The organism is Microbacterium sp. (assembly GCF_031988965.1).
In the GTDB taxonomy this organism is placed as follows: domain Bacteria; phylum Actinomycetota; class Actinomycetes; order Actinomycetales; family Microbacteriaceae; genus Microbacterium.
Map to the genome: position 1 here is coordinate 7,877 of NZ_DALZXX010000022.1, position 15,316 is coordinate 23,192.

19 protein-coding genes are annotated in these 15,316 nt (G+C 69.1%); 7 read left to right on the forward strand and 12 right to left on the reverse strand.

Features of this window, described 5'->3' with window-relative positions; translation table 11 throughout:
* Window positions 1-1,006 (forward strand): zinc-binding dehydrogenase (locus tag RTM68_RS06935; RefSeq protein ID WP_312169526.1); only part of this gene is annotated, 1,006 nt, incomplete at its 5' end.
* Here the strand turns inward: RTM68_RS06935 and RTM68_RS06940 are convergent.
* Both RTM68_RS06940 and RTM68_RS06945 read right to left on the reverse strand, forming a co-directional pair.
* Window positions 975-1,805, reverse strand: a complete 831-nt coding sequence (locus tag RTM68_RS06940) for a CPBP family intramembrane glutamic endopeptidase (protein ID WP_312169527.1) — start codon at window positions 1,803-1,805, stop codon at window positions 975-977. The two genes, RTM68_RS06935 and RTM68_RS06940, sit on opposite strands and share 32 nt — an antisense overlap.
* Before the next feature lie 107 nt (window positions 1,806-1,912).
* A complete protein-coding gene (locus RTM68_RS06945; protein ID WP_312169529.1) occupies window positions 1,913-2,350 on the reverse strand; it encodes an SRPBCC family protein in 438 nt (145 codons plus the stop codon).
* 140 nt (window positions 2,351-2,490) lie between these two features.
* Between RTM68_RS06945 and RTM68_RS06950 the strand changes: the two genes are divergently transcribed.
* Window positions 2,491-3,846 carry a hypothetical protein gene (locus RTM68_RS06950; protein WP_312169531.1) on the forward strand — a complete coding sequence of 452 codons (1,356 nt, stop codon included), beginning with the start codon at window positions 2,491-2,493 and terminating at the stop codon, window positions 3,844-3,846.
* 371 nt (window positions 3,847-4,217) lie between these two features.
* Here the strand turns inward: RTM68_RS06950 and RTM68_RS06955 are convergent, their stop codons facing one another.
* On the reverse strand, window positions 4,218-4,769 hold the full coding sequence (locus RTM68_RS06955) for a hypothetical protein (RefSeq protein ID WP_312169533.1): 552 nt from the start codon (window positions 4,767-4,769) through the stop codon (window positions 4,218-4,220).
* A gap of 10 nt (window positions 4,770-4,779) precedes the next feature.
* Complete coding sequence (locus RTM68_RS06960) at window positions 4,780-5,445, reverse strand: DUF4352 domain-containing protein (protein ID WP_312169535.1); 666 nt, start codon at window positions 5,443-5,445, stop codon at window positions 4,780-4,782.
* A 90-nt stretch (window positions 5,446-5,535) separates the two neighbouring features.
* Between RTM68_RS06960 and RTM68_RS06965 the strand changes: the two genes are divergently transcribed.
* A complete protein-coding gene (locus RTM68_RS06965) occupies window positions 5,536-6,996 on the forward strand; it encodes a DUF222 domain-containing protein (RefSeq protein WP_312169537.1) in 1,461 nt (486 codons plus the stop codon).
* Window positions 6,997-7,022: 26 nt separating this feature from the next.
* Here the strand turns inward: RTM68_RS06965 and RTM68_RS06970 are convergent, their stop codons facing one another.
* The 5 genes from RTM68_RS06970 to RTM68_RS06990 form a co-directional block, all read right to left on the reverse strand.
* Window positions 7,023-7,817 (reverse strand): endo alpha-1,4 polygalactosaminidase, encoded by a 795-nt coding sequence (locus RTM68_RS06970; protein WP_396654201.1) that lies wholly within the window; start codon window positions 7,815-7,817, stop codon window positions 7,023-7,025.
* 17 nt (window positions 7,818-7,834) lie between these two features.
* Window positions 7,835-8,581 (reverse strand): DUF899 family protein, encoded by a 747-nt coding sequence (locus tag RTM68_RS06975; RefSeq protein ID WP_312169541.1) that lies wholly within the window; start codon window positions 8,579-8,581, stop codon window positions 7,835-7,837.
* Between the two features lie 61 nt (window positions 8,582-8,642).
* Window positions 8,643-10,034, reverse strand: coding sequence for an MFS transporter (locus tag RTM68_RS06980; RefSeq protein ID WP_312169543.1), 1,392 nt, complete (start codon window positions 10,032-10,034; stop codon window positions 8,643-8,645).
* A gap of 309 nt (window positions 10,035-10,343) precedes the next feature.
* Window positions 10,344-11,420 carry a YbdK family carboxylate-amine ligase gene (locus RTM68_RS06985; protein WP_312169545.1) on the reverse strand — a complete coding sequence of 359 codons (1,077 nt, stop codon included), beginning with the start codon at window positions 11,418-11,420 and terminating at the stop codon, window positions 10,344-10,346.
* Between the two features lie 8 nt (window positions 11,421-11,428).
* Window positions 11,429-11,695 carry a Rho termination factor N-terminal domain-containing protein gene (locus RTM68_RS06990; RefSeq protein ID WP_312169547.1) on the reverse strand — a complete coding sequence of 89 codons (267 nt, stop codon included), beginning with the start codon at window positions 11,693-11,695 and terminating at the stop codon, window positions 11,429-11,431.
* A 117-nt stretch (window positions 11,696-11,812) separates the two neighbouring features.
* Here RTM68_RS06990 and RTM68_RS06995 point away from each other — a divergent pair, with 117 nt between their 5' ends.
* Entirely contained in the window at window positions 11,813-11,977 is a 165-nt protein-coding gene (locus tag RTM68_RS06995; protein ID WP_312169549.1) for a hypothetical protein, read from the forward strand.
* Window positions 11,978-12,031: 54 nt separating this feature from the next.
* Here the strand turns inward: RTM68_RS06995 and RTM68_RS07000 are convergent, their stop codons facing one another.
* Window positions 12,032-12,238 (reverse strand): CsbD family protein, encoded by a 207-nt coding sequence (locus tag RTM68_RS07000; protein ID WP_312169551.1) that lies wholly within the window; start codon window positions 12,236-12,238, stop codon window positions 12,032-12,034.
* Window positions 12,239-12,390: 152 nt separating this feature from the next.
* Between RTM68_RS07000 and RTM68_RS07005 the strand changes: the two genes are divergently transcribed.
* Window positions 12,391-12,843, forward strand: coding sequence for a hypothetical protein (locus RTM68_RS07005; protein ID WP_312169553.1), 453 nt, complete (start codon window positions 12,391-12,393; stop codon window positions 12,841-12,843).
* A gap of 88 nt (window positions 12,844-12,931) precedes the next feature.
* Here RTM68_RS07005 and RTM68_RS07010 read toward each other — a convergent pair whose 3' ends face one another.
* Entirely contained in the window at window positions 12,932-13,279 is a 348-nt protein-coding gene (locus tag RTM68_RS07010; protein WP_312169555.1) for a hypothetical protein, read from the reverse strand.
* Between the two features lie 407 nt (window positions 13,280-13,686).
* Between RTM68_RS07010 and RTM68_RS07015 the strand changes: the two genes are divergently transcribed.
* Together RTM68_RS07015 and RTM68_RS07020 are read left to right on the forward strand one after the other, a co-directional pair.
* Window positions 13,687-14,172: an FBP domain-containing protein gene (locus RTM68_RS07015; RefSeq protein ID WP_312169557.1), complete on the forward strand. Its 486-nt coding sequence runs from the start codon at window positions 13,687-13,689 to the stop codon at window positions 14,170-14,172.
* A gap of 35 nt (window positions 14,173-14,207) precedes the next feature.
* Entirely contained in the window at window positions 14,208-14,852 is a 645-nt protein-coding gene (locus RTM68_RS07020; RefSeq protein WP_312169559.1) for a Type 1 glutamine amidotransferase-like domain-containing protein, read from the forward strand.
* 12 nt (window positions 14,853-14,864) lie between these two features.
* On the opposite strand, the gene RTM68_RS07025 is transcribed toward RTM68_RS07020, so the two are convergent.
* Window positions 14,865-15,316: fibronectin type III-like domain-contianing protein (locus RTM68_RS07025; protein ID WP_312169561.1), on the reverse strand; the 452-nt coding region annotated here is incomplete at its 5' end.

Sequence of the window (15,316 nt, forward strand, 5' to 3'; positions counted from 1 at the left end):
GGAGCCGATGGGCGTCGTCGTCGAGGTCGGCCGTGACGTCACGCAGCTCTCCGTGGGCGATCGCGTGGTCGTGCCGTTCAACATCTCCTGCGGGCACTGCTTCTACTGCGTGCGAGGACTCCAGTCGCAGTGCGAGACGACGCAGGTGCGCGAGTACGGCAGCGGCGCATCGCTGTTCGGGTACACGAAGCTCTACGGACAGGTTCCGGGCGGACAGGCCGACTATCTGCGCGTCCCGCTCGCCGACCACAATCACATCAAGGTCGCGTCAGACCTGCCCGACGAGCGATACCTGTTCCTCAGCGACATCCTGCCGACCGCATGGCAGGGGGTCGAGTACGCGCACGTCCCCGACGGAGGCACCCTCGCCGTCATGGGACTCGGACCCGTCGGGGAGTTCGTCGCCCGCATCGCGGCGCACCGCGGATACCGGGTGCTCGCGGTCGATCCGGTGCCGGAACGCCGCGCCATGGCGGCTCGTCACGGCGCGGATGTTTTCGATCTCACCGATGACGTGACCGACGAACTGCGCGACCTGACCGAGGGGCGCGGGACGGATGCCGTCGTCGATGCCGTCGGCATGGAGGCGCACGGCAACCCCGGGGTGGCACTCGTGCAGAAGGCGGTGGGGCTGCTGCCGGATCCTGCCGCCCGACAGATCTTCGACAGGGCCGGCATAGATCGCCTCGCCGCGCTGCACACATCGATCGACGTCGTGCGACGCGGTGGCACCGTCTCACTGAGCGGTGTCTATGCCGGAGACGCCGACCTCATGCCGATGAAGACCATGTTCGACAAGCAGGTGAGCCTGCGCATGGGGCAGTGCAACGTCAAGCGCTGGGTCGACGACATCATGCCGCTCGTCGAGGCGATCGACGATCCGCTCGGCGTGATGGACCTGACCACGCACGAGGCTCCGCTCGATGACGCTCCGGCGCTCTACGAGACCTTCCAGCGCAAGGAGGACGGCTGCATCAAGGTCGTGCTGCATCCGTCGGCGGTGTGACCCGCCCGCGGATGAAGAACAGGGCGATGAGTCCGAAGGCGATCACGGCGATGTTGCCCAGCCCCGCGAAGGCGCCGAGCGGGCCCTCCGCCGGGTAGGTCGCCTGCAGGAAGATGCTCGGGTCGGTGCTCGCGTGCAGCAGGATCGGGGCGATGATCGTCCCGGTCACGCGCATCGCGAGATACATGCAGATGCCGAAGAAGAACGTATAGACCAGCTGGATCCCCGTCGCGAGGAGCGACTGACCGGACAGCAGGTTTCCCGCGTGCAGCAGCGAGAAGAGCGCCGCGGAGACCAGGGCGACGACGATCTCGCGGTTGCCCGACTTGCGGAGCAGATTCACGACGAAGCCGCGGGTCAGCACCTCTTCGGCGAAGCCGATGAAGACGCCGGCGAGCAGCCAGGTCGCGACGACCTCGAACCCGGCCGCCCCGTAGTCGATGGACAGCAGGTGCAGCACGTTGAAGAGCAGCACGACGACGATCGCGATCCACATCCACCCGCGACCGCGGATCGGCTGGGGACGGAACAGCTGGGGGAGCCAGCCGACTGAGGCGCCGAAGGCCACGAGCAGGACGCATCCCATGAAGACCGGGATCGCGTAGAAGACCAGGATGGCCTCGGCGCTCTGCGGATCGTCGATCTGCGAGGCGATGGGCGTGAGCAGCAGCGATAGGCCGTTGTAGAGCGCGAAGTACACGACGACGAGGACGAGCGCCCGCCACCAGCCGCCCTTCTCCCAGAAGCGTCGCCATGCCGACTGCTGTCGTGCGGTCGGCTGTGCCAGGTCGTCGCTCATCGCCGTCTCCTCCGTCGTCCGCGGAGGTCGCGGCTCGCAACCAATATATGGGTTGCGTCGTCGCGGCTCGCGCGTCGGCTCGCGTGCCGACTCGCGCGTGGGCGACCTCAGGCGGCGTGGCCCTCGGCGAGATAGGCGAGACGGTGCAGAGTCTCGGCGTTGCGGAATCGCAGCAGCGGCGTCGTCACGAGCGCAGGGAGCAGCGTGGCGGGACCCCGCACCGGCTCTTCGTCGATCCTCGCCATCGAGCCGCCGTCGTACGAGCGCACGCGCAGCGTGACGCGCGCTTCGCCGATCGGCCAGCCACGAGCACGGATGACCATGCGGTCGGGTGGAGACCACTCCTCCACCACGGTCGTGTCATCGAGCAGCGCCGGCCAGACGCCGACCGAGTGGTGGAGCTCCGCACCCGGCTGCGGCCAGGACTCATCGACCTCGCGCATCCGAGATGCTCCCACCACCCACGCGGGATACAGCCAGCCGTTCGCCAGCACGCGGAACACGTCCTCCGGGCGGCATCTCATGATGCGCACGTTGTCAGCCATGTCGGATCCTCTCTCCGGTCGTGCGTCGGCGGTCGCATCACTGGATCGGTGTCGCGTCACTGCATCCTGCTCGTACGGGTGCACATGCGCGAAGGGGGTTGACGAGCGCCGACGAGAGGCCGACCGATACGGTGGGGCACATGGCACAGGCCCTCCGCACCTTCGGGCGCATCCTCGCGCGGCACGGCGTCGCGCTCATGGCCTGGTATCTCGGCGGCGAAGCGCTGCACCGGCTGCTGATCGAGCTGGCCGGGTTCGTGGGCGGTCAGACGACCCTGGGCGGACTCCTTCTGCTGCCACTTGCGGTGGCCGCGCGACTCGTCGCCTATGTCGCGATGTACCTCACGGTGCGGCCCTCGCTGCCGCACAGTCGCAGGGAGGATGCGGGCGGTCTCCGCGAGTTCGCCTCGGCCACTCTCGCGGCGATCCTGCCGTTCTTCGCGTTCTACACGGCGTGGGGACTGCTCGACGCCGACCTGATCGACTTCTTCCGAGTGGCGAGCGCCATCGCTCTCGCCGATTCGGGGTACGGCGCCGAGCAGCTCGGTGATCGCGGTGGTGTGATCGCCGTCGGCGTGCTGCCGGTCGCCGTGCTGGTGATCGCGCTGATCGCCCGTCTGCTGTTCACGCGTCTCGCCGCCCGCCTGCCGCCATGGACCGTCGTTCTCGCCGCCTACACCGAGGTGCTCTGGACCTTCATGCTCTTCGTGCTGGTGGCCCGGTGGTGGAACGGGGTGCTCGCGTGGATCGGCGAGCGTGCGGCGGTCGGGTGGTTGCAGAGCTTCGGCGACTGGTTCGCGATCAACCTCGAGCCGATCGCCGCGGTGTGGGAGGGAGCCTCCTGGTTCTTCGGCATCGTGGCCGCCGCGCTTCTGGTGCCTGCCGCCTGGCTGACCGTCGCGGGAGTGATCTTCGGCACCGCGTTCGACTCGACCCCGTCGTTCCCGCGCTGGGCGGCGGGTGCCGGCGGTGCTCTGCGTGGCGCCACGATGAGCGTCGCCCGCACTCTCGTCATGCGGCTCGAAGGGCTCTGGGCCGCGGTCACCGTGATCTGGCGCGGCGGGCCGGCACTGTTCGGCGCCTTCGTGCTCGCCTACGCCGGCTGGGCCTTCGCCGAGCAGACCGCGACCCGCGGGGTTCTGCAGATCATCGGCGGCCACGAGACGTGGTTCTGGGCGGGGGTGTTCCCGCTCGTGAGCGTCGGCATCGCCGCGATCGCGGAGCCGTTGCGGGTGGCGATCGTCGCCACCGCCTACGACGGTGTCATCGGCCGTCCGAAGGCGGGGCTGGACACGCGGCCGACCGGAGTCGATCCGCAGGCGACGCTCGACGGGGTCTCCGGGGGTTCCACCGGCGATGCTGTGTCAGGGATCGACCGTGAACCGGGCGACGTCCCTGTCGTCGCCCTCGATGTCGAGAACGAAGGGTCCCTCGGCATCCTCGGGCAGCAGGAAGACGAGCAGGATGCGGTACGAAGCGGGCTCCGCGACGCATGAGCTTTCGCCCAGATCCGAGCTGACGTCGAGACCGTCGCGCGAGCTCTTCCAGGTCCGGGATGACGACCGCTCGGTGAGGGTCGCGGTGCCGCACGATGCGGCATCCGGTCCGCCGCTCGCGGACAGGCGGATGCTCAGCGTCTGCGATCCCTCCGGTGCGTCGAACTCGCGCCACTCGACGAATCCGAGTGCGAGCTCCTGGCCCGAGATCGTGGAGGCGGAGTCGGAGTCGGCCTCGATCACGCGATCGGTCGGACGGATGCTCGGCAGCACGTCGAGCCAGAGATAGGCACCGACCACCGCGACGATCGCGATCGTGAGGGCGATCAGCGCGGTGCGCTGCGTGCGCCACCAGGTCGTGCGAGACCCGTTCATTCCGAACTCCACTCGGGCTCGGTGAGTTCGACGGAAGGGACGCGAGGAACGCCGTCGAGGTCGATCGAGATCACCACGAGGTCGTCGAGTTCGGGGGTGGAGTACGACGGGGTGAGGGCGAGCTCGGCCATGCCGCCGTCGAGATCGGCGGGCAGCTCGAACGAGAGCATGCCGGTGATGTCCGTGCCGACACGCAGCGCGGTTCCGGTCAGCGAGGTCGACGGACGTTCACTCGCCTGGAACACGCGGCCGTCGACGGTGAGGGTCGCGAGCGTGATCGTCGCATCGACATCGGTGGTCGTGGCGGAGGCATCCAGGGTGAGCACGAGCCAGTTGCCGTCGGCGCTCCAGCGGGACTCGGCGACCTCATCGGCGAAGGTCGCCTCCGCGACGGTCGCGGTGATCGACCGCGACGCGACGGGCTCGCCTGCCGTGCCGTGGATCGTGAGAGGTCCGACCAGGTCTTCGTCGGAGGGCGTCGCAGCCGTCATCAACCCGGCGCCCAGAACGAGTGCGGCGCCGAGGATCCAGGGCAGTGCGCGCTTCACAGTGACTCGCTCATGATGACTCGCTCACGGTGACGGAGATGCGCGCCGCGATGTCCGCCGCGCGCCAGGTCGCGACGCGCGACGAGAGGATCACGGCGCCGGTGCTGATCGCGGCCTCGTGCACATCGAGCGCAACCGCGTCACCGGTCGCCGTCTCTTCCGGCACCGGCCAGGCGATCGTCACCTCGGCCGGTACGCCGGGCTGCAGGTACACCTGGCCCGCCGAGCCGTCGGCCCGCCAGACCATCGCGCTGTCGGTCGGCTCGGCGCCGACGAGATCGAGGAGGGGCCGATCGTGGTTCACGAGGTTCGTGTCGATCCGGTCGGCCGTCGTGCCGACGCCGATCGGTGTGTCGGTCAGGTTCTCCATGGCGATGGTCATGACCAGCAGAACGTCGCCGTCCTCGGCCTCGAGATACTCCGATTCCACCTCTCGCGTGAACTCGGCGTCGAGAACCGTCACGCTCAGCTGGCCGGTGCGCACCTCGTCGCCCGTGCCGGCGCTGCGGGGTTCGGTGAAAGCCTGAGCGAGCCCGCCCGTCGCGATGATCACGATGAGCAGTGCGGCGAGCCCCGCGGCGGCGACCCAGATCCACCGTGGCAGATCAGCGATCGCGCGCGCCCATCGGGAGGCGATCGCGCGAGCGCCGCCGGCCATGTCCCCCCTGATGGTCACGAGGTCAGCCTAGCGACGAGCATTCAGGGATGCCGGAATCTTCTGCGGACTGCTCTGCGTCGATTCGAAGTTTTGTTCTATACTCGGAGTATGCCCACTCGTACCGATCTGCACCTCGATCTCGAGGAGCGTGGTCGTCTGCTCGATGAGTGGGTGGAGACGCGTCGGGAGATCGCGGTACTGGAGGCGAGGGCGAGTGAGTTGCTGGTGCAGCGGATCGCGGTGCGTGACGCGGATGTGGTGGAGCATGCGTGGCATCGTGAGGCGATCCACCGGTCGATGATCGCGGAGTATGCGGCGGCGGGGCGGGTGAGTACGGGGTCGGTCGAGTATGCGTTCACCGATGCTCGCACCCTGTCTCGTACGCTGCCGACGACGCGGGCGGCGTTCGCGGCCGGGGTGATCAGTGTCGGGCATGTGCGGGAGATCGTGCGGGCGAGCATGATCGTCAGCGAAGCGATCGATGACGGCACGGTGAGCGCGGACACGATGGGGCTGTATGAGGCGGCCGTGCTGGTGTTCGCCGAGAAGGAGACAGCGGCGCGCACGAAAGCGCACGCCCGGCAGGTCGCGGCGACGCTGGCGGGGGTGACGCTGGTGGCGCGTCAGCGTAAGGCGGCCCAGGAGCGGTGCGTGCAGGTGCGCTCGGTCGGTGACGGGCTCGCCCTGTTGACCGCGGTGCTGCCGGAGTGGATCGCGGAAGGGATCCTGGACCGGCTCACTCAGATGGCGCGCGAGATCGCCCGCACCCGCGACGACCGCGACCCGCACCTTCCCCCGCACGATGACGGCGGTGAGGGATACCGGGATCTGCGCGACTTCTCTCCCGACGACCCCGAGTACGACGCGTACGTCACCAGCGGGGTGATCTTCGGCGAATCCGACACGTTCACCACCGACCCGCTGACGGGTCGACGTGACCCGATGACCGATCCGACCAGTCCCGACATCGAGCACCTCGAGGACGACACCCGCACGATCGACCAGATCCGCGCCGACGTCCTCGCCGACCTCCTCCTCGCCGCGACCCCCAGCCCCGAGAACGGGTCCGGGCTCGAGAACATCACCGCGCGCATCCAGGTCACCGTCGCCGCGACCACCCTGACCGGAGACGACGACCATCCCGCCGAACTCGACGGGCACGGGCCCCTCGCCCCCGAGATCGCCCGATGCCTCGCCGGCTACAACACCGGCTGGACCCGCCTGTTCCTCGACCCCACCGGACTCATCGTCGAGACCGACACCTACACCCCCACCGCACCCATGCGCCGATTCCTCCGCGCCCGCGACCAGCACTGCCGCTTCCCCGGCTGCCGCACGCCCGCCCACCGCTGCGACATCGACCACACCCACGACCACGCCCGCGGCGGCAGAACCCGCATCGACAACCTCAGCCACCTCTGCCGACGACACCACGCCCTCAAACACCCCGACATCCACGACCGACACCGCTGGACCGCCCACCAACAACCCGACGGCACCATCACCTGGACCAGCCCCGTCGGCCGCACCTACACAGACCCACCACCACGACGAGTCATGTTCGTCTGACCTGTCACGGATCTCCGCGCGACGGGTCACCGGCAGGTCTCGAACACGTGCCCCTCATCGTCGGGCGTGAGCAGATCGCGGTCGCGCAGCACCATGGATGTCGGCGACTCGCTGTCGGCGCACATCTCGTCGAACGACCGCGGCAGCTCGTCGGTGTACTCGATGTCGATCACGTGGTCACCGTAGACGTCGGTGAAAGACCCGCACTCCTCGTAGGCGGCGCACTCCTCGACCACGGCGAAGTCGAAGCCCGCTCGGTCGCGCAGCTGCGCGGCATCCTCCGCGGCGTTCTTCTGTCCTGCGGCGAGCCCCGAGTCATGGGCGATGTCGACGAGCAGCGTCGCGAGAGCCAGGTTGTCGTCGAGGGTGAGAGCTCCGTCCGACCGTGTGTACGAGTCCAGGTTGTCGAACTCCACCGCGTCGAATCCGGCATCCGCGCATCCCTCGATCCACGGGCCGACCTCCGCCGCGATCCGCTCGCGCTTCTCGGCGGTCGACGTGTCGAGCAGCGCCTCGTCGGGCCAGTCGGGGTCGAACACCGGCTCGCCGTCGCGCTGCAGCAGCAGCTCGGCATCCCAGCCGTCGAGCTCAGCGGGCTGCGTCTGGAAACCGTTCACGTAGCAGATCGAGTAGATCCCCTCGGCGGGGGGATCCGACCGATCGCGCCCCACGATGCCGACGCCGTCGGCCGGATCGTAGGCCCCGCCGAGCTGATAGTCGGGGGTCGCACCGGCGGGCGGCAGCGCGAGGGCGGCGCTGGAAGCGGCATCCGACGCGCATCCGGTCAGGGCGAGCAGGCTCGCTGCGAGCACCGCGAGCACGGTGCCCGACGCGCGCCTCAGGAGCCCGCTCCCTGCAGGCTGCCGTGCGAAGCGCCGTGCGGTGCGCCGTACAGCGCGGCGACCTCTTTCGACCCCATGCCGCGGTCGTAGGTCCCGTGCTGCGGCCAGCCCTCGGGCGAGTTCTCCCACTCTTCCTGGCGGCCGTACGGGAGAAGGTCGACCAGGCCGTGCACGTGGCTGAGGCGCTCGGTGCCGCGCCCGTTCGTGTGCCACGTGCGATACACCGAGTCGCCGTCGCGCAGGAACACGTTCACCCCGAAGCCCTCGTCCGGCCCGGCATCCATGTCGGACCCGAACGAGCTGTCGGCGCTCGAGTACCAGGCCATCCGATTGCCCACGCGCTCGCGGTAGGCCAGCGCCTCGTCGATCGGTCCGTTCGTGACGATCACGAAGCGGGCGTCGTAGTACCGCTCGAGCACGTCGAGTCGGGTGAACTGCGAGGTGAATCCGGTGCATCCGGGGCACTGCCACTCGTTGCCGTCCGACCACATGTGGTTGTAGACGATGAGCTGCGGGTGCCCGTCGAAGATCTCGGCGAGACGCACCGGCCCGTCGGCGCCGACCAGCGTGTATTCCGGCAGTTCGACCATCGGCAGACGACGGCGCTGCGCGGCGATCGCATCGAGCTCGCGCGTGGCCGCCTTCTCGCGCACGCGCAGCGCATCGAGCTCCCGCCGCCAGGTGTCGGCGTCGACGACCGGCGGAAGGGGATTCTGAGATGTGGGGTTCTCTGTCGCGCTCACGAGTGACCTCCGGATGCTCGGCGAGACGGTGTCTTCAGTCTGCGCCCGGCCGTCGATACCGTCAACGCGGTGTGTCGACCTCGGCCGGCGCCTCTTCGGCGGGGTTGCGGCGGATGCCGATCCACGACACGACGCCTCCGATCGCGAACAGGGATGCGGTGACCCAGGCGGCGTTGTGGAAGCCGCCGAGATCGAGCGTGCCGCCGATGATGGTCGACAGCATCGCCACGACGAGCAGCCCGGCCACACGCGAGACGGCGTTGTTCACGGCGGAGGCGATGCCCGAGCGCGACTCGTCGATCGCGCCGAGGATCGCGGAGGTGAGCGGCGCGACCGTGAGCGAGAGACCGAGGCCCAGCACGATCATCGCGGGCAGCACCTGCCACCAGTAGTCGAAGTCCTCGGCGACGAGCAGCAGCATCAGGGCGCCGACGGCCATCACGAGCGGGCCGACCGTCATGAAGATGCGCGGCCCGAAGCGCCCCGCCCACGACCCGGCGCGCGAGCTCAGCAGGATCAGCAGCACCGTCACCGGCAGGCTCGCGAGCCCCGCGGCGGTCGCGCTGAGACCCGCGCCCTGCTGCAGATACACGCCGATCACGAAGCCGTTGAGCGAGAGCGCCGCATAGACGAACAGGGTCGCGAGGTTGCCCCAGGCGAAGTCGCGCACGCGGAACAGCGACAGCGGCATGAGCGGTGCGGGCGAGCGCTGCTGGCGCAGCAGGAACAGGGCGAAGAGGGCGGCGCCGATCACTCCCGGCAGCCAGATCGCGGGAGAGGCCCAGCCGAGATTGGGTTGCTCGATCAGCGCGAACACGACCGCGCCGAGTCCGATCGCGCACAGCGCTCCGCTCAGCCAGTCGACCCGCACGCCGCTCGGACGCTCGGTGAGCTTCAGGCGTGCCAGGAGCACGAGGGTCACCCCGATCGGCACGACGTTGATCAGGAACACGAGCCGCCACGACAGGAAGTCGACGAAGAGCCCGCCGAGCAGGGGGCCGACGAGCTGGGCGCCTGTCGTGAACGCGGTCCAGACGCCGATCGCTCGGGACTGCAGGTCACCGCGCATGGTGGCGGTGATCAGGGCGAGTGAGCTCGGCACGAGCAGGGCTCCCGCCGCCCCCTGCGCGGCGCGCGCGATGATGAGGATCAGCGGATCCGGGGCTGCTGCCACCGCGACCGAGGCCACACCGAACGCGATCAGCCCCACACGCATCACCAGCACCCGCCCGTAGGCGTCGGAGAGCGAGCCCGCGAGCAGGATCAGCGCACTCAGCGTGATCAGATACGCGTCGACCACCCACTGCTGCGTCGTGATGCCGCCGCCGAGCTCGCGGCTGATCGCGGGCAGAGCGACCGTGACGACCGTTCCGTCGAGGAACGTCACGAACGACGCGAGCACCGCCACCGAGATGACGAGTCGCTGCAGGGGTGCGAAGCGAGAGGATGCCACAGGCTGACCCTACTGCCGCTGCGGGCCCGTGGGGCGCGTTCCCAGGAGTCCGCCGCCCCCGTTCGGCGACCGGTTCGGCCACGCCCGTTCGACATCCCCGTTCGGCATCCCGTTCCGCACCCCCGTTCCGCAGCCCCGTTCCGCGGGGTCGAAAAAGCACCCCCGATGTGGCTTTCGGGTGCCAATCTGACCTCGCCCGGTGCGGGGGTGCTTTTTCGGCCTGGCACGGAGGTGCGCGAGATGCGCGAGGGGTGCGATCCCGGGTGCGGGGCCTGGACAGGAGGTGGTCGGTGTGAGCCGAGTGTCCACTCAATCCAGCGGCGCGGTGCCCGCCCGATAGAGGTCGCGGAGTCCGCCGACGCCTCGCTCCGCATGAGCCGCCAGCTGGCGCTGCGCTCCGGTGCCGTCGCTGCGGATGCGCGCCACGGCATCCGCCACGAAGTCCGCGTCGCCGTGCTGCTGCAGCGTCGACCCGAGCAGCTCGAGCATCGCCGTGAGCACCTCCTGCACCGGGGCGATCTCGCCCGTGCGGGGGTCGACGACCCGAGCATCCGGGCCCTGTCGTGCGGCGGTCCACAGTGACGAGTCGATCGCGTCGTGCGACACGGCAGGGTAGTCGCCGAGCTCGTCGCTGAGCACCAGGGCGCGGATCAGAGAGACGGCGAGCAGCGTGTCGTCGGTGGTCAGCTGCACGTCGCACACGCGCACCTCGACCGTCGGGAAGTTCTCGGCCAGACGGATCGTCCAGGCGAGGGAGCTGGCCTCGGAGATCGCGCCCATGTCGATGAGCTCGTCGATGCTCGCCCGGTAGTCGGCGAGGTCGACGAAGCGCGGAGGGCTCCACGACGACGGCAGGCGACGGATCAGGATGCTGCGCCAGCTGGCGAATCCCGAGGGGCGGCCCTTCGTGAACGGTGCGTTGCCGCTCAGGGCGAGCAGCACCGGCAGCCACGGCCGCACGCGGTTCACGGCGCGGACCCGCTCCTCGTCGTCGAGGACCTCGACGTGCACGTGCAGTCCGTTGACCTCGTGCTCGCGGGTGATCTCGGCCAGGTGGTCGGCCACCGCGTCGTAGTGGGGCGAGCGCGACACGATGAAGCGGTGCGGCGCGATGAACGGGGTGCCGGTCGGGGCGATGATCGCCCCGTGCTCGGCGGCCTGCGAGCCGAGCATCTCGCGCATCGCGCGCAGCTGGATGGCGGCATCCGCTCGGGTGTCGAGCGGCGCGGTCGCCGTCTCGATCTGGCAGGTCAGGTACTCGGGCGTCACCACCCCGGCGGGACGGGTGCCCACCAGGCGGGCTCGCGACTCCGGCGTCATGGCCAGCGGAACGAGCGTCTTCTCGTCGAGGAGGACGAACTCCTCCTCGATCCCGAATCGCGCCACCGGAGGCCCTAGTGATCCCGCAGCGCGGAGATGAGGTCCGCCTTGCGCAGACGGCTGTACCCGGTCAGACCGATCTCCTTCGCGCGGGTGCGCAGCTCGTCGACGGTCCAGTCCTCGTAGTCACCGTGCTCGCCGCCTCGACGACCGACGGCGCTGCGGCCGTCGCGCGCTGCGGCGTTCGAGATGCGGGCGGCCTTCTCCTTCGATGCGCCGTCGTCACGGAGCTCCTCGTAGAGCTCCGGATCCTTGAGCGAGCTGTTCCTGCGTCCAGGCATGTCGTACTCCTCACACGGGCGGAAGCCTCGCGTCAAGCCCCTCTGGGAAGCGTCGTCGTCAGGTCTAGGTTGAGAGCCCTAGGAGGGCGCTCCGCGCCCCAGTAGAAGGGAAGACCGATGAACATCCTTCTGATCATCATCATCGTGATCGCGATCATCCTCGCCATCACCGGCGGACTCGTACAGTCCCTGCAGTTCCTGCTGTGGGTCGGACTCGTGCTTCTCGCGATCGCCGTGATCGCCTGGTTGATCCGATCGATCTCCGGCAACCGCACGCGCTGAACCCGAAGGAGTGGGGCCCGCCTTCCGGCGGGCCCTTCTCCGTGTCCGCGGGCTTTACTCCTTGAAGCCGTCCCGCAGGTTCTCGCCGGCCTTGTGCGCCGCATCCTTGACGTTCTCGCCGGCCTGCTTGGCCGATGCCTTCGTCTGGTCCGCGCGGCCCTCGGCCTCGAGTCGCTCGTTGTCGGTCACCTTGCCGAGGCCTTCCTTGGCCTTTCCGACCAGCTTCTCGGCATTGTTCTTGATGTCGTCTCCGGCACTCATGTCCGTGTCCTTTCCTCGACTGATCAACGGACTGCCACGATCACATGCGGCACGAATACTGGCCACGGGATTGACAACCGCGGGCATGCGTGACACCGCGAAAGCCACTGTCGACGCCGACGCTCGCGGCGACTAGCGTGGGCCACAGGCGGGTGGTCCTGCCCGCGCTCAGACCGGCTGCGGCCGACGACGGAAAGCGGTGTGCGATGGACTCGATGATGATGGGCGCCATGTCGAAGAACATGGAGTCGACCGACATGGCGATGATGGACATGGCCGTGATGCAGGCGTGTATGGATGCGTGCTCGGCGTGCGAGCAGGCGTGCACGGTCTGCTCGACCCAGATGATGGACTGCGGTCCCGCGTGCATGAACTGCGCGGACATGTGCAACACCATGATGCGGTCGATGCTGCGGATGCAGGGCATGACGCCCGCGACCATGATGGCGATGCTCGACGCGTGCATCGCAATGTGCCAGATGTGCATGGACGAGTGCATGGAGCACGCCGCTCACAGCGAGGTCTGCCGGATGTGCGCTCAGGCATGCAAGGACTGCATGGATGCCTGCATGGCCGTCAAGAACATGATGATGGCAGCCGCCTGACCCCACCGGTCGTTGAGCGAGGACGGCGCAGCCGCCCGGCCCTCCCGGTCGTTGAGCGAGGACGGCGCAGCCGCCCGAGACGAAACGATCAGACGAGCGCGACGTTGAACTGCGTGCGGCCGATGGCCAGCACGCCGTAACGCACGTGCAGCGCGACCGGGGTTCCCGCGGGAGCCTCGAGTGCTGCGCCGCCGCCGTTCCACAGGGTGTGCGCGGTGCCGTCGAGCGTGCGCACGACCAGGTCTCCGGTCGTGGTGTCGACATGCTCGACGATCGCGTCGTCCCACTCGGCCGGCGTCGCCGACGCGATGCGCGCCTGGATCAGGTGCAGGGCGTGACCCGCCTCGAACGAGGAGCACGCGAACCCGTGACGGCACATGCACGCAGAACGCTCACGCACCGGGAGGGGCGAAAGGTGGTTCAGCGGCGTGGACACGGTGGTCTCCTTCGTGAGCGGACGTGACTGGACGTTCCGGCAAGAGTAGGTCGGCCTCGCCGAAGACGGAACCCGCGCCGACACGCGGTGAAACAAAAGCCGACACGCGGCGAAACAGAAGCCGGCACCGGGCGACACAGAAACCGGCGCCGTTGGAGGCGAGAGTCGGCGCCGGGTGAGACGAACGGGCGTAGACTCGCCGGATGCTGTTGTCGATGAGCGCTCTCCGGATGCCGGAGCGGGCGCAGAACGGAGCCGCAGGCGCCTTCCGCGCCGCGGACAGAGGCTGACGATCGGCCGGAGGCGGAACATCCCGTCCCCGGTGATCTGTCGTATCCCGCATCCGGTCGGATGCTCCCTCTTCTCCGCACGCCGTCTCGGACGGCCGTCACGAAAGCTCTTCTCCCATGCGTCCCATCGACGAGCGCACCCTGCGCGCCTCCTTCATCAACGCCTCCCGCAAAGAGGCCTCCGACCTCACCCTGCCGCCCGGCTTCGCCGACCTCGATGTCGAGAAGCTCGACTACCTCGGCTGGGTCGATCCCAAGCTGCCGCGCCGTGCGTATGTCGTCGCCTGGGTCGATGACGTCGCCACCGGAGTCATCCTGCAGCGGGCCGAGCAGCGCGTCGTCGCCCGAGCCCAGTGCTCCTGGTGCGAAGACGTGACGCTGCGCAACGACGTGCAGCTGTACGTCGCACGCAAGGCCGGCCCCGCCGGTCGCAAGGGCGACACCGTCGGCACCCTCGTGTGCGCCGAGTTCGGGTGCTCGCAGAACGTGCGCATCCTTCCGCCGCTCGCCTACGAGGGCTACGACCGCGAGCTCGCGCGCGAGCTGCGCATCGTGAAGCTGCAGGAACACGTGGCGGCGTTCATCGGCGCGGTGCGGGGCTGAGACCCGGTGTCGGCGGCCGTCTCTACGCTGATCGGGTGAAGCTTCTTCTCCTCTCTCTGAACCCCGGCGCGATGCGGCCGTTCCTCGACGGCGTGCGGGGCGGTGCGTCGCTGCGCGTCGGCTACATCGGCGATGCTCAGGTCGCGTATGCCGACGCGCCCTGGGTGCTGGCCGAACGTCGCGCCATCGAGGCGCTCGGCCACGAGATCGCCGACGTCACGGCGCGCGATCTCACGGCATCCGAGTTCGCCGCGACGCTCTCCGCCGTCGACGCCGTCTACGTCGCCGGCGGCAGCACCTTCGCGCTGCTCGAAGCGCTCAGGGTCACCGGAAGCGACGTCGTCCTCGCCGAGCGAGTGCGCGACGGGCTGCCCTACATCGGGCTGAGCGCGGGCTCGATCATCGTGGGCCCCGACATCACTCCGGCCTCGATCATGGATGATCCCACCGACGGCCCGGCTCTGGCGGACTTCGCGGGCCTGGGGCTGATCGACCGCACCGTGATCCCGCACGCCGACGGACTGCTGGCGCCGTATCCGCCGTCGCTGATCGCCGAGACGGTCGCCGCATACGGCGCGAGTCACCAGCTTCTGACGCTGCGAGACGATCAGGCGCTGCTCGTCGAGGGCGATCGGGAGACGGTGATCGACTCGGCGCCCGCGCCGGCCGCTGCCGAGTAGGGGACCACCCCCTCACACGATCTCGAGCCTCGCCACCGTCTCCTCGTCGTCGCAGGCTGCACCGACCCACAGCCGGATGCTGCCCGGTTCGACGCGCCTGACGCCGTCGAGCCCCGTGAACGCGAGGCGGTCGATCGGCACATCGAACGCGACCAGCGTCTCGGCGCCCGGCGCGAGGGCGACCCGCCGGAAGTCGAGCAGTTGGGCTACCGGCCGTGTCACGCTCGCGACCTCGTCGTTCGCGTAGAGCTGCACGACATCCGTGGCCTCGACAGCGCCGGTGTTGCGCACCCGCACGGTCGCGTGGAACGTCTCGGACGCGGCGACCGTCGGGGGCACGGCGAGATCGTGATGCGCGAACGTCGTGTAGCTGAAGCCGAATCCGAACGGGCGCACGGGTGTCGAGTCGGCGCTCGTGACATCCGTCCGTCCACCGAGCGCGGGGTGCAGGTACGAGTACGGCT